The sequence below is a fragment of the Thermococcus sp. 5-4 genome (assembly GCF_002197185.1).
Taxonomy (GTDB): Archaea; Methanobacteriota_B; Thermococci; order Thermococcales; family Thermococcaceae; genus Thermococcus; species Thermococcus radiotolerans.
Genome location: NZ_CP021848.1, coordinates 1,666,719 through 1,680,040 on the forward strand (window position 1 = coordinate 1,666,719; position 13,322 = coordinate 1,680,040).

14 protein-coding genes are annotated in these 13,322 nt (G+C 56.4%); 7 read left to right on the plus strand and 7 right to left on the minus strand.

All coding sequences use genetic code 11. The features are described from left to right. Positions 1 to 17 precede the first annotated feature (17 nt). On the plus strand, positions 18 to 1,244 hold the full coding sequence (locus tag CDI07_RS09230) for a DUF58 domain-containing protein (protein ID WP_088181577.1): 1,227 nt from the start codon (positions 18 to 20) through the stop codon (positions 1,242 to 1,244). Next, positions 1,241 to 1,663, plus strand: coding sequence for a hypothetical protein (locus CDI07_RS09235; RefSeq protein WP_088181344.1), 423 nt, complete (start codon positions 1,241 to 1,243; stop codon positions 1,661 to 1,663). The genes CDI07_RS09230 and CDI07_RS09235 overlap by 4 nt, the downstream gene beginning before the upstream one ends. Here the strand turns inward: CDI07_RS09235 and CDI07_RS09240 are convergent. Further along, positions 1,660 to 2,493: a carbohydrate kinase family protein gene (locus CDI07_RS09240; protein ID WP_088181345.1), complete on the minus strand. Its 834-nt coding sequence runs from the start codon at positions 2,491 to 2,493 to the stop codon at positions 1,660 to 1,662. The genes CDI07_RS09235 and CDI07_RS09240 overlap by 4 nt on opposite strands. A 156-nt stretch (positions 2,494 to 2,649) precedes the next feature. On the opposite strand from CDI07_RS09240, the gene CDI07_RS09245 reads away from it, so the two are divergent. Further along, entirely contained in the window at positions 2,650 to 4,146 is a 1,497-nt protein-coding gene (locus tag CDI07_RS09245; protein WP_088181346.1) for a carboxypeptidase M32, read from the plus strand. Positions 4,147 to 4,167: 21 nt separating this feature from the next. On the opposite strand, the gene CDI07_RS09250 is transcribed toward CDI07_RS09245, so the two are convergent. From CDI07_RS09250 to CDI07_RS09260, 3 genes are read right to left on the minus strand one after another with little or no spacing between them, the layout of a single operon-like run. Next, positions 4,168 to 5,670 carry a prenyltransferase/squalene oxidase repeat-containing protein gene (locus tag CDI07_RS09250; protein ID WP_088181347.1) on the minus strand — a complete coding sequence of 501 codons (1,503 nt, stop codon included), beginning with the start codon at positions 5,668 to 5,670 and terminating at the stop codon, positions 4,168 to 4,170. Between the two features lie 53 nt (positions 5,671 to 5,723). Continuing rightward, positions 5,724 to 6,074, minus strand: a complete 351-nt coding sequence (locus CDI07_RS09255; RefSeq protein ID WP_088181348.1) for an ASCH domain-containing protein — start codon at positions 6,072 to 6,074, stop codon at positions 5,724 to 5,726. 9 nt (positions 6,075 to 6,083) lie between these two features. After that, positions 6,084 to 7,196, minus strand: a complete 1,113-nt coding sequence (locus CDI07_RS09260; protein ID WP_088181349.1) for an NAD(P)/FAD-dependent oxidoreductase — start codon at positions 7,194 to 7,196, stop codon at positions 6,084 to 6,086. Between the two features lie 60 nt (positions 7,197 to 7,256). Between CDI07_RS09260 and pcp the strand changes: the two genes are divergently transcribed. From pcp to CDI07_RS09275, 3 genes are read left to right on the plus strand one after another with little or no spacing between them, the layout of a single operon-like run. Then, a complete protein-coding gene (gene pcp, locus CDI07_RS09265) occupies positions 7,257 to 7,859 on the plus strand; it encodes a pyroglutamyl-peptidase I (protein ID WP_088181350.1) in 603 nt (200 codons plus the stop codon). A gap of 48 nt (positions 7,860 to 7,907) precedes the next feature. After that, a complete protein-coding gene (locus tag CDI07_RS09270; RefSeq protein ID WP_088181351.1) occupies positions 7,908 to 9,917 on the plus strand; it encodes a DUF460 domain-containing protein in 2,010 nt (669 codons plus the stop codon). A gap of 25 nt (positions 9,918 to 9,942) precedes the next feature. Continuing rightward, positions 9,943 to 10,557 (plus strand): hypothetical protein, encoded by a 615-nt coding sequence (locus CDI07_RS09275; protein ID WP_088181352.1) that lies wholly within the window; start codon positions 9,943 to 9,945, stop codon positions 10,555 to 10,557. On the opposite strand, the gene CDI07_RS09280 is transcribed toward CDI07_RS09275, so the two are convergent. The 3 genes from CDI07_RS09280 to CDI07_RS09290 all read right to left on the minus strand — a co-directional run bounded on the left by CDI07_RS09280 (position 10,538) and on the right by CDI07_RS09290 (position 12,494). After that, complete coding sequence (locus CDI07_RS09280; RefSeq protein ID WP_088181353.1) at positions 10,538 to 10,846, minus strand: transcriptional regulator; 309 nt, start codon at positions 10,844 to 10,846, stop codon at positions 10,538 to 10,540. The two genes, CDI07_RS09275 and CDI07_RS09280, sit on opposite strands and share 20 nt — an antisense overlap. A gap of 4 nt (positions 10,847 to 10,850) precedes the next feature. Then, positions 10,851 to 11,435, minus strand: a complete 585-nt coding sequence (locus CDI07_RS09285) for a hypothetical protein (protein WP_088181354.1) — start codon at positions 11,433 to 11,435, stop codon at positions 10,851 to 10,853. An 87-nt stretch (positions 11,436 to 11,522) separates the two neighbouring features. After that, entirely contained in the window at positions 11,523 to 12,494 is a 972-nt protein-coding gene (locus CDI07_RS09290; protein ID WP_088181355.1) for a TIGR00269 family protein, read from the minus strand. Between the two features lie 60 nt (positions 12,495 to 12,554). Between CDI07_RS09290 and CDI07_RS09295 the strand changes: the two genes are divergently transcribed. Further along, complete coding sequence (locus CDI07_RS09295) at positions 12,555 to 13,322, plus strand: hypothetical protein (RefSeq protein ID WP_145954994.1); 768 nt, start codon at positions 12,555 to 12,557, stop codon at positions 13,320 to 13,322.

Consider the following 13,322-nt stretch of genomic DNA (forward strand, 5'->3'; position numbering starts at 1 on the left):
AGGAGCCCACGGGCAAAATGTACCCAACGGAGAAGGCGGAGGAGATACTCCTCGCCCTCTGGCTAATCGTCATGCTGGCCTTTCTCCTCCTGCGGTGGGAGCTCGTGTACCTGACGCTCCCGATAATATGGCTCCTCTTCGTGGCGGTGTTCTTCTTCAAACCGACCCTCAACGTTGAGATAGAGCGTGTAATCCCGCACAACCGCTTCCTTGAGGGAACCGAGCTGGAGATAGTCCTTAGAATTAAATCGCACGAGAGGATACCCACCCTGAAGATCACGGAGGACATCCCGCCGGGTCTGGAGCTCGTAGAAGGGCAGAAAGAGTACGTTCTGTCGCTCAAACCCGGGGAGGAACGGGAGATACGGTACAGGGTTCGCGTTAAGAGGGGAATTCACGAGTTCAACTGGGTGAGGCTGAGCTACCGCGACCCCTTCGGCTTCTTCAAGGTTGACAAGGCGGTGGAGGTTTACAGCGAGATAGTGGGCGTTCCGATAATCACGGACGTCCCGACGCCGTACTCCACCAAGGGAACGAAGATAACCGTCGGCCCGCTCCCATCGCCGAGGGTGGGGGAGGGTGTTGAGTTCCACGCCGTCAGGGAGTACCAGCCGGGCGATCCGCTCAAGATAATCAACTGGAAGGCCACCGCCAGAACCGGCAGGATAATGGCCAACGAGTACGAGAGCGAGCGCAAGGTCGACGTCGTCTTCATAGTGGACGCCTCCTACACGGGGGATCTCGTCTTTGACCACCTCGTCCGTGCCGCGGCTTCCCTCATGCTCAATGCACTCAACAACGGCACGAGCTTCGGACTCCTACTGTCCGAAGAGGTCCCGCTCTGGATTCGAGTTGACTACGGCAAGAGGCACTTCTTCAAGTGCATCGACTTCCTGAGCACGGCCAAACCCGACAAGAACAACATGATAACCTACCAGGTCGAGCACCTCATAAAGGCGCGCTTCCCGGCCAAAGCCCAGCTGCTGTACTTCTCCCCCCTCCTGACCGAGGAGAGCAGAGAGGCCCTCAGGATAATGGCCCAGTACGGCTACAACGTCGTCGTCATAAGTCCCAATCCTTACACGGCGGTTGAGCCTAAGAGCCGAGAGGAGGAGCTTGCGCTGAAGCTGCTGATGCTCCAGAGGCGCGCGATGCTCATAAAGATGTCCGCCTACGGTATCATCATCGACTGGGATGTCAGAAAACCCCTGGAGGCTGCTATAGCGGAGGTGGTGGGTCTATGAAAGTGAGGAGAAGGCTCTACTCCCTCATACCTCTGGTTCCACTCTTCGTCCTGCTCGGAACCCTCGATTCCAGAACCCTCCTCCTAATCCCGCTGGCCCTCATGGCGATTCAGTGGTACTTCGTCGGCACGCTCTTTCTCCTGGCAACGGCGGCTTTCCTCATCTACACGAGGACGGGGGGTCTCTACGGTCTCGCTGTGATGGCGCTTGCTATCCTCGCCCTTGAAATGGGCTACCTGGACAGGGAGCGTGCCCCGAGGGAGCACTACCTCATTCTCCTCGCGGCTGTTGCGATGTCCTTCCCAACCTACCTGCTGATGTCAACGCTCTCCCCTGCGCTCCCGAGGCTGGAGGTGACGGCCCTGGCGGCGCTGCTCCTGGTGGTGCTCTACCTCTTCGCCAGGCTCGCGACCTCTTAAACGCTCCAGCTTCCGGTTTTTTTCAGAACTTCCCTCGCCCTCTCCAGGCCCCTTCTCACGCAGTCTTCGAGCGCCGCACCCCTGGAGTACATCGCAAGAAAGCCGCCCGCGAAGGCATCCCCCGCACCGGTGGGATCGACTATCTCGTGGGGGGATATCGGAAGCGCCGGGAACTCCCTGAAATCACCGTCATAGACGAGAACGCCCCTCTCGCCGCGCGTTATCACGACTATCTTCGCTCCCCATTCGTACAGTACCTCAGCGGCTCTCTTCACGTCCCGGACCTTGGTTATCGTTAAAGCTTCCCTCTCGTTTGGAAAGAGAACCTCGACCCGCGATACTATCTCCCTCATGAGCCCGGTTCTCTTGGCGTAGTCCTCGATGTAGGTCGGGTTAAAGTCCAGGCTTATCCTCTTGCCTTCCAGCCTTTTCAGGGCCTTGAGCTGCTCTTCTGGTGGAATCGGGGCTATGTGAAAGATTTCGGCGTTCATGTACTCCTCCGGAATCGGGGTCTCCCCCATGTTACGGGCGACACCCATGTCAACTGGAGCATCCACGGTTCCGTCCTCGTGGTAAATCATGTATATGTGAATCGTCTTGCCGGGCAGGATTTGAACGCCCCCCACGTCCAGAACGGAGGCGAGCTTTTCGAGCCATTCCCTGGGAAAATCCTCTCCAACTTTGGTTATCAGGCCAACCCTCGCGCCGGCCAAAGCTGCCGAAGTAGCCACGGCCGCAGCCGCACCACCGGGATAGAGTATCTCCTCCCTCCCCGGAAACCGAATGTGGTCTATTGAGACGTGGCCCAGTACAGCCAGGTCGAGTTCCATAGTCATCACCAGCACTCGTTCTTTCACGGACTTACGCTTCCCCCTTTAAGCCGTTTCCGGTGGAAGTAACAGACTTCTACCCTCCCGTTTAGATGAGCATCGAAAAGATTAAAAGCGGATGCCTGAAAGTTCTATCAAAAACAAGGGGTGGTTTCGATGGAAAGCGTCTTCCAGAACGAGACCGTCAGGGAGATACTCATGAGGTACAGGCGCATCTGGGCAATAGGCCACGCCCAGAGCGTCCTCGGCTGGGACATGGAGGTCAACATGCCACGGGAGGGCATCCTTGAGCGCTCGGTTGCCCAGGGCGAGCTTTCTGTTCTCAGCCAGGAGTTCCTCCTCAAGCCGGAGTTCATTGAGCTCGTCGAGAAGGCCAAGGGAATCGAGGACCTCAACGAGTACGAGCGCGGTGTCGTCAGGGTTCTTGACAGGAACATAAGGATAAGCCGCTCTTTCCCACCTGAGTTCCTTAGGGAGATGAGCGAGGTCACGAGCCAGGCAACGAAGGCCTGGGAGGAGGCGAAGAGAAGTGACGACTACTCCAAGTTTGAGCCGTGGCTCGATAGAATCATAGACCTCGCGAAGCGCGCCGCCGACTACCTCGGCTACGAGGACGAGCCCTACGATGCCCTGCTCGACCTCTTCGAGGAGGGCCTCAGGACCAAGGAAGTCGAGAGGATGTTCGACAAGCTCGAGAAGGAGCTCAAGCCTCTCCTCGAGAAGATAATGGAGGAGGGGAAAGTTCCCCAGAGCCACCCGCTTGAGAAGGAAACCTACGAGCAGGCCCAGATGGAGAAGGTGAACCGCTGGATACTCGAGAAGTTCGGCTTTCCACTCGGCGTTCGCTCAAGGCTCGACGTTTCGGCTCATCCCTTCACGACTGAGTTCGGGATAAGGGACGTCAGGATAACCACGCGCTACGAGGGCTACGACTTCAGGATGACCGTCCTCAGCACGGTCCACGAGTTCGGACATGCGCTCTACGAGCTCCAGCAGGACGAGAGATTCATGTTCAGCCCCATAGTCGGGGGCGTCTCCCTTGGAATCCACGAGAGCCAGAGCCGCTTCTGGGAGAACATCGTTGGCCGCTCGAGGGAGTTCGCGGGCCTCATCTACCCAACCCTTCGGGAGAACCTGCCCTTCATGTCCAAGTACACCCCCGAGGACGTCTACCTGTACTTCAACATGGTGCGCCCGGACTTCATAAGGACCGAGGCCGATGTCGTTACCTACAACTTCCACATACTCCTCCGCTTCAAGCTCGAGAGGATGATGCTCAATGAGGGCGTTAAAGCCAGAGACCTCCCCGAGCTCTGGAACGACGAGATGGAGAACCTCCTCGGCATAAGGCCAAAGACCTACCGCGAGGGAATCCTGCAGGATATCCACTGGGCCCACGGAACGGTCGGTTACTTCCCGACCTACAGCATCGGAACACTCCTCTCGGCTCAGCTCTACTACCACATGAAGCGCGATCTCAACGTGGAGGAGCTGATAAGCGAGGGCAACTTCGGACCCATAAAGGACTGGCTCCGCGAGAGGATTCACAGGCACGGAAGCATATACCCACCCAAGGAGCTCCTTCAGAGGGCCATCGGTGAGGAGCTGAACCCGGACTACTTCATAAGGTGGGTGAAGGAGAGGTACCTCTGAGGTTTCTTTTTAGCCACTCCTTCATTTTCTTCCCGCTTTGGCGCCAATGAGTGCCCCAATCAAAAGCCCTATCCCAAAAATCGCCGGCAGCCTCCATGAAACCCCTGATTGGGCGCTTGGCTCATTCTCCACTGGTCCGGGCCTGTTGCTTTCCCACTTTCCACCGTATAGGCTCAGGGCTATCAGAGCATAGGCATCGCCGTCAAAGGTCATGGATTCTCTGGGACTCGCGAGTTCGAGAAATTCGAGGGCCTCTTTGGTGCCCTCGTCCCTGCCAGCCATGTGGAGCCATATCAGGGCTATAGCCGTCGAGTAAACTTCATGATTCCAGGAACCGTCCAAGTGCGGGTCTTCAATCACTGCGTAGTTCTCCCCATCCCTGAACTGGAAAACCGTCCTTTCGGCGTACCCAGTTCCGATGAAAGGTTGATATCCCTCCGGAAGTTCCGGGTAGAGCCTCACTCCTCCCCTGAAGAAGCCGGACTCGTTTTCGAGAAGGGCTTTCCCTGAGAGTATCAGGAAGGTACTTCCCCGGTCGGGGGTCCCCAGGCTGACGTTTATCTCGGCCATTCTTCCGGTCCCGTTCCAGGTTTTCTCCACTTCCCAGCCGTTTACTGTGTAAACCCTCTCCTCAACCGTGTAGTTGGTAATCCCCCTAAAGCTCAGCCTCAGCGTTGCGTTTCCGAGGTACTGCGTCCTTTCGAGAAGGGAGGCGATGAAATCGAGCGTCCCCTTCGGCGGTCTCATGTTCTCCTCCCTCAGGAAGAGCAACGGCAGGACTATGCTCTCGTAGGGGGGCCTAATATCGCGGTAGGGCATGGGAAAGATGAAACCCGTGAAGGTGTTGTCCAGATACGGGCTCACAAGCCTCTCCGGCGTCAGCCTCTCCTCCAGCCATCTCCACTCTTCCGAGACGTTGTGACCGAGTCTTGAGAGGGCGGCGATTGCATAAGCCGTGGCAACGATGCTCGGCGACTCATTGACCGCGTTGAGTCCCGTCTGCTCCCAGAACAGGTAGACCGTGCTCCCCCAGTGGTTCCCGCTCTCGTTCTTCAGGAGGAATTGGGCTGCCTTTTCTATCTCCCTGGAATCGGGACTTTCACCCGCCCCAAGGAGAGCTAAAATCGCCAGTCCTGTTCCGGCCGATCTGGAGAGCTCCCAGTAAAACCACTCCGAATCTGGCTCTGGGTAGTCGTCAGTTATTATCGCCGGAAAGGAACCGTCCTTGTCCTGCCTTGACTTTATCCATTCGACCAGTGCTCGGAACTCCGTCGAGTTCCTTGGATAGCCGCTCCGCGCGAGGGCTATAACTTTGAGGCATGCAAGATAAAACGTCTCGTTTTCCCTGAAGGCGTCCCATCCGGAAACGCTTCCGGTGTTCCATGCATGGTTCAGGGTTCGGAGCTGGTATTCGTTTATGTAGTGCTCCACCTCTCTTCCCATTAATGAACTGGCTCCTGCGGGTGGCGATATGAAACCGATTATGAACACCAGAAGGATAATGATGAGGAGCTTCTTTCTCATATCGCACACCATGTTAAAATGGGAGAAGGGACTTTAACTTTTTGGTTGGGTAGTCATTCAAGGGGTTCTCCAATCCACCCGACCGGCTCGACCTCTATTGCCGCTACCCCGTACTTTCGCTCCTTCTCCTCCGAATAAAAGCGGCGGTACACCTTAACGCCCTCTTCGATGCTCTCAACGCCGGGGAGGACGTTCTCTAATCCTTCTTTCTCCAGCATCTCTCTGAAGGAGGAGTAAACCCTCACGTCCTTCACCACACACATCAGCTTGTTCTCGAAGATTATCGTGTCTCCTGGCCTAATTCCCTGCCTCTTCTCGTCGTACAAGCGCCCCTCGACCCTCTTCCTGCCCTCGGCTATAGCCCTGAGGTACTCCTCCTGAAGTCCCATCCTCCACGTTGCCATGGAACCACCTCACAGGAGGGTTCTGACTATGGCCGGGCTTATCTTTATCAGCCTTGCGAGGAGCTTTGGCCTCTTAAGGATTGCCTTCGCGGTCTTCACGTGGTCATCGAAGTCGGCCTGGCCCTCTATGACCTCCCTCGCCTCTGGACTTCCGAGGACCTCAAAGACCTTCTCGATGTCGTCCTGGCTCAGGCCCAGAAAGACCTTCCTGAAGCGGAGCCCGAAGCTTACCTGCTTCTTGACGAAGGAGCAGCCCTTCTCGTAGTCCCTGAGCCTTCCATCGAGGAGCGCCCTTCTGAGGACGTGGGCGCAGTACATCCCGTAGACTATTCCTCCAGCGGTGGTCGGCTTTATCTGCAGCGCCGCGTCGCCCACGAGCGCAACGTTGTTCCTGACCCAGGGCTTCCTTACGCCGAAGCCGACGCTTCCAGCTTTGAACTCGACTATCGAAGTTGGCTTCAGCATCCTTATCTTCAGGAACCTGTGGAAGGCATCGAGGCTCCCGAATGTTCCAACCCTGGCAACTCTCTCGCTCACCGGGGCCACCCAGAAGAAGAACTCGGGATTTATCTCCCTGTTCACCCAGACCTCGACGAAGTCGGGATTGAATTCTCCCACCACTTCGGCCTCGTAGCCGCTCAGGAATTCACCTTTCGTCTGAACCCCTATCGCCTTGGCTACGGTGCTGTTCACGCCGTCGGCGCCGATGTAGAAGTCTGCCTCTATCTCGATCCTCTCGCCGAGCCTCTGGAGGACGGCCTTTCCATCCCTGAAGGCAAGAAACGTGGTCGCCATGTAGTAGTCCACGCCCTTTCCCACGGCCCTCTCTGCCAGCCACCTCTCAAGGGCCTTCCTGTCCACGAGATACGCTTGAGGCGATTTTCTCCCTATCTCGAAGCTCTGTATCCGCGAGTAGAAAACCGCACCGCGGAGCTTGTTCAAAACTGCACTCTCCGGAAGGCCGAGCCTCTCATAGTTCTCGGCCCCTATTATGCCGGTGCAGGCCTTACCCCCGAAGGAGCCCTTTCTCTCCACAACGGCTACCCTGAAGTCCCTCGCGAGCAGGTTGGCGAGGTAGTTGCCAACCGGTCCGCCACCGATGATAAGAACGTCGTACCTCATTCTCACCCACCGAGGGGAGTGCGTTTTAAAACCTAAAAACCTAACCTTTTCGGTGATAGCATGAAAGTGCTCGTGACGGGATTTGAGCCCTTCGGCGGCGAGGAGATAAACCCCTCCTGGGAGGCCGTTTCGGGGCTTCCGGATGAGATCGAGGGGGCAGAGATAATAAAGCGCCAGCTCCCGGTGACCTTCAACGGCGTCAGGAAGATTCTCCCGAAGCTGATCGTCGATGAGAAGCCGGACTTTGTGATCCTGGCCGGTCAGGCCGGCGGGAGGCCGAACATAACCGTCGAGCGCGTTGCAATAAATGTCATGGACTCGACGATGCCTGACAACGAGGGCTTTGCTCCAGAGGACGAACCTGTCTTTGAGGGCGCGCCGGCTGCATACTTCGCAACACTCCCGATAAAGGCCATCGTGAGGGCTTTGAGGGAGGCAAAAATCCCAGCTGGAATTTCCAACACGGCTGGCACCTACGTCTGCAATACTGCAATGTTCACGGCGCTCCACACGATAGCTGTCGCTGGAATGGAGACCAAGGCCGGCTTCATCCACGTCCCCTTCAGCCACGAGCAGGCTCTAGAAAAGCCGAGGCCTTCAATGGCCGTTGAAACGATAAGGAAGGCCTTTGAGGTCGCCATCAGAACCTCCTTGAGGGGCTGATAAGCTTTTTAAATGGCCCCTCCAACCTTTCTACAGAACCCTTAGAGGGTGAGGCCTATTCTAATCCTCGGAGTGGACATAATAAGCGAGAACCCCAAGAGGTTTGCCGTCGTGAGCTGGTTCAACGGCAGGCTTGAGAGAAAGGGTGAGTTCACTCTCTACCGTCTTATCCGCTTCATCCAGTCCAAGAGGCCGGATATAGTGGCTATGGACAGCGTCACCGAGCTTGGCGACGACCTCAGGAAGTTCCTCCGGGCCCTGCCGAGCGGGACGAAGCTCGTCCAGGTGACCGGCCGTCCGGGTGAGCAGAGAACCCTTCAGAGCCTCGCGAGGGAGCACGGGATAAGAACCGGAGACCGCTTTGACCCCTATGAGGAGGCCAAGCTTTCCGCCCTGCTGGCCAGCAAAGGAGTCGGCTACGAGGTTCTTGCCTTCGAAGACGAGGTGATAATCAAGGTAACCCGGGGGAGAAGCCATGGCAAGGGTGGCTGGAGCCAGGACAGGTACAGGAAGCGCGTTCACAACCTCGTCCGCGATAAAGTGAGGGAGATAGAGGACAGGCTCAGAAGGGCGGATATACCTTTCGACCTTGAGACTGAGGAGAAGGACTACGGCTTGGCCAAGGGGGAGTTCAAGGTCTACGCCCGCAGGGAAGAGCTCGCGGGACTGATAAAGCCCATGCGCGGCGGGGACGTCGAGGTGAGGATCCAGCCGGTTGAGAGGGCCGAGCTTGGCTTCGCCCCCCTGAAGGGGGAAGAGGCAATACGCGAGAGGAGGAGCATCATAGTGGGCATAGATCCCGGGATAACGGTTGGCATAGCGGCCATAGACCTGAACGGGAGGATAGTCGCCCTCCACAGTGAGAGGAACATGCCGGTCGGCGAGGTCTTCCGGTTCATAAGCGACGTCGGGCATCCGGTTATCGTTGCTACCGATGTAAACCCTGCCCCAGGATTCGTCGAAAAAATTGCCCGCTCCTTCAAGGCCAACCTTTTCGTCCCCAGGGAGAGCCTCCGCGTTGAGGAGAAGAACGAGCTCCTGCGGAACCTGGGGATAAGCGTTGACGACGATCATCAGCGCGACGCTTTAGCCGCCGCTTACAAGGCCTACCTTCGCCTGAAGCCCAAGCTTGAGCACGTTGACGCCAAGCTCCGCGAGGCGGGACTCACGAGAAAGGCCGACGAGGTTAAAGCTTTGGTCATTCAGGGCTACAACCTCGGAGAGGCCATGCAGCGCGTTACACTGCGTGAGAGGCCGAAGGAGGAAGGAGAAGCACCCGAGGAGCGGCAGAGTATAGATGCCAGGCCTTACATAAGGCGCATCCGCGAGCTTGAGAGGAGGATAGAGTTCCTTGAGAGAGAAAATGCCGAGCTGAGGGAGGTTATAAAGGAGCAGAAGAGGGTAATCGGCCGGCTTGAGAGAAAGCTGGTTGACTACGACGAGGAGATCCGGAGGAAGGTTCTCCGCGAGAGGGAGCTGGAGGCGAAGGTGAAGCGCATAGAGGTTCTGGAAAGGCAGCTTAGGGATGCCAAGGCCGTCATAGAGCGCCTGAGCAAGGACTTGGTTCAGGTGAAGAGGATGAACGTGGTAGAGATACGTGGCAGCGCGGTTCCTCTCAAGGTCATGAACGTCCTCAGCTGGCGCGAGCTCCAGAGGCTGGAACGTGAAATAGGAATCAAGCGGGGGGACGTTCTCTTCGTCGTAAACCCCGCTGGGGCGGGTAGAGGTATAGCGGAGGAGCTGGTTGGGAAGGGGATACGCGCCCTCATCACCGAGAAGCCCCTTCCGGGGCCGGTCAAGGAAGTCCTCCGAGAGGCCCACCTGCCATTCTTCACGAGCGATGAGCTGGACGTCAAGAGGGTTGACGAGTTTGCCGTCGTTGAGAGGGAGACCCTCGAAAGGGCAATCGATGAACTGCTGGCGAGATGGGAGGAGGAAGACCGCGAGAGGGAGGCAGAGAGGCTCCTCCGCCTCGTGGAGGAGTACAGGATAGAGCGCATGAAGGAGCTGAGGAGAAAGGCCGAGGAGGAAGCCAAAGCGGAGCATCGAAAGGCTTAAGTAGTTTGAAAATCGCCCAGGACTGGTGGTAGATATAAACCGGGAAGAAAAGGTCGTTTTGGTATCAATATTCGTGCTTCTCATCGGGTTTTTAACCGGCCTCTATTACCGAAGGGTTGACCACATACTGAGAACTTCGTGGATGATAGCCTACCTTCTCGCCCTCCTGTGGCTTCCTCGAAAGTACAAACGGCCGGACGGGACCCTTGGGGCCCTTCTCAGCCCCTTCTACAACGGGGGCATCACTGCCATGACCTCGGTTTTCCTCGCGGCCCATGCATCCCTCGTAAACGTTCCGTTCACGAACGTGGACCTCTTCAACGTCGCCTGCCGGAACGTGGACATGATAAGCCACTCCCTGGGGGGACTCGTCCTCTGGCTCTTCCTCGTGAGCATCCTCCGGGGGCTTTTCAGTGAGATGCCGTGGAGAAAGATGCTCCTCTACTCCTTCGCGCTCCTGCTGGTGATCGGGGTGGGCTGGGAAATAGCGGAGTGGTTTGGAAGCCACTTCACGGAGGGCATACTGAAGGAGACGATACCGAACAAGATAAGGGACGTCCTGATGGAACAGCTGGGGGCCCTCTTCGGGCTCTGGATGGTCACTAAGAAGGGCTATCCATTCAGTCCTCCGCGGGAATGAGTGATAGCGCTTCCTTCAGGGCCTTCAAATACTCCCCGGTTTCCTTCGCTCCTCTCTCCGTTATTCTAACGGCCGTTCGAGGTCTGTCTGCGATAACCTTGTAAATCTCGATGTAGCCCGCCTTTTCGAGGGCCTTAAGGTGCGAATCAAGATTGCCTGGCGTTACCTCCAGAACCTTCAAGAGGTCCCGGAAGAGAACCCTCCCCCGCGGGAGCAGATAGAGCATCACCCCTAACCTAATCGGATTTCCAAGTGTGTGATTCCTGCTCAGCTCTCTGAGGGCCTCCATGGTATCACCGCTCTATTGCCATGAAGGCTGAGTGGAGGTACCAGAGGGTTGTGAGGCTGAAGCCTAGGGAGATTCCAAAGGCCGCCAGTACAGTTGCGTTGGAGACTGTGCTGTAGGCGAAGGGTATGAGGAGTGCCGGTATTCCAAAGGCCGGAACCATTTCCCTCTCCCTCGTAAGGGCGAACATTCCTCCCACGGAGAACGAGATGAACGTGAGAAGGGCAACACCTATCTCGGTATCGACCGGCTTGTTGAGAGCCAGCGGCACCACGATCCACCCGAGAAGTACGCCCGTAATCCATATCCCCATTATCACTGCTCCTTCCTTCCAGGAACTCCCCGATATTCCTGCCAGTCTGACGTACCTCTTCCACACGTTGCCCGTGAACTTCATGGCAACTATAAACGCCACCGGCCAGTATATCAGGTTGAACTGCCACGGTAAATTTAGTACACCCATCATGACGTAGTAGAGGCTCATGATGGCCAGCCACACTCCAAAGTTCATTGCTCCGTACATCTTTCCCGCCGCTATGAGCTTGCCCTCGACTCTCTCGAGGACCTCCCTCAGCTCCTTGACCTCTTCCATGCGTCTCACCGATTAAGAATAGAACCCCCGCCTATTTATACCGTGGGGTTTCTCTGAGTTTCAGAATTAGGGACAACTAGGGAATGCTTATCCAACTCTAAAGGTCAGTCCCTTCTCCCTCGCCTTCCTCTCGACCTGAAGGCGGAACTGGCAGGCCTTGCATATCTCGCCCGTCGTCGGCTGGCCGCATATCTTGCAGCGGTTCAGCTCGCTCGTTCTCTTCGTGTAGGTCTTCGCTATGAGTGGGAAGAGCTTGTCGTAGCTCCTCAGTATCTGGTACTTGGTTCCGGGGTGTTCCTCCTCCATCTCGTTTATCCAGTCCCTTATCTCCGCCCGGAAGGCCTCGACCGCGTAGGGACACTCGCTGAGGTCAACCTCTATATCGTTGAGAACCGCATACAGGACTATCTCCTTCTCCGGAATCTCTCGGAGAGGCTTTATCCTAGGAACCAGCTCCGGATGGATTTCCTCGTAGTAGGGACCAGTTCTTCCCAGCCGGGCTATGTCACCGCGCAGGATGTTCATTATGAACATCTGGACCTCGTCATCAAGGTTGTGGCCAACGGCTAATTTATCTGCCTCAACGTCTTTTGCGGCATAGTTGAGTAGCCAGCGCCTCCAGACGCCGCAGTAGGAGCAGGCCCCGACGCGCTCGCCCTTCTCAAAGCTCCCCATCATCTCAACCGTCTCGTCTAGGGTGAAGCCGATGTATTCCTTGAAGGAATAAATCCTGTGCTCTATGCCCAGTTTTTCCGCGTTTCTCTTGGCTATCTCCACGCTCGGAGGTCTGTATCCCGATATCCCCTCGTCAATCGTTATCGCGACCAGTTCGAAGGGAAATTTCTCGCGGAGCTTCGCCAGGAGATGCATCAGGACTACACTGTCCTTTCCGCCGCTCACTCCCACGGCTATCCTCTCGCCCTTTTCTATGAGCCGGTACTTCTTGACGGTCTCCTTGAACTTCTTCTCCACCATCTCGTTGAAGTGTTTCTTACAGTAATACCTTCCCGTGTAGCGCGCGTGATAAACTGCAGGCCTGTTGCACTTGGAACACTTCATGGGCTCACCGATGAAAGGTCGGGACATCGTTTAAAAAGGTTGGTTCCTTAAACTAACTGAGTGGGGCGTATGGAGGATGAGGTTATCAAAACCGGGATTGATGAGCTGGACACCATGCTCGGGGGCGGCCTCCTCGACGACAGCCTAGTTCTCGTCATCTATGACACGAACTCCTTCGGCTGGGTGCTGGGGGTTGAAATCTTCAGGAGCCTCGTCAGCAGGAACGGCTTCGGCGTTGTCACCAACTACTCATTCCCTCTGAGCCTGCTGCAGAAGTACGGCAAGATGCTCGGTTTTGACGTGAGAAAGCTCGGTGAGTCGAGGGATATGGCGATAATTGACGTTTTCAGCGCCGTCAACGGCATAGCCGCTGACCTGCCCTTTGTGTATTCCCCAGGGGAGATCGATGCCAGCACGTACCTTCCGAAGATGGTTTCGGTGTATTACGAGATTCTCCACGAAGTCGGTGAAAGGAAACCCATTGGCATTACGATAACCCTCGACGGCTTCGCGTACCTCTTCGGAGAAGAGTCCACTATGAAGCTTCTCCAGAAGAACCTGGTGATGAAAGAATCCGCCCGAGTCGCGGAAAGGAGAAAGAGACCCGTCAACATCTTCCTCCTCAATCAGGATAGGGTCTCAAAGCGCTTCATATCGTGGATATCGCAGTACGCGGAGCATATAATAGAGTTCAGCCACAGGGAGGCACCAGGAGTCGAGAAGATGGTAGTGAGAAAGTCTCTGCTGCCAGATTTTGAACCGTGCACCGCTGAGTTCCGCTTCTCAAAGGGAAAAATAAGGATAGTCCCGGAGAGGCTGGAGATTTAG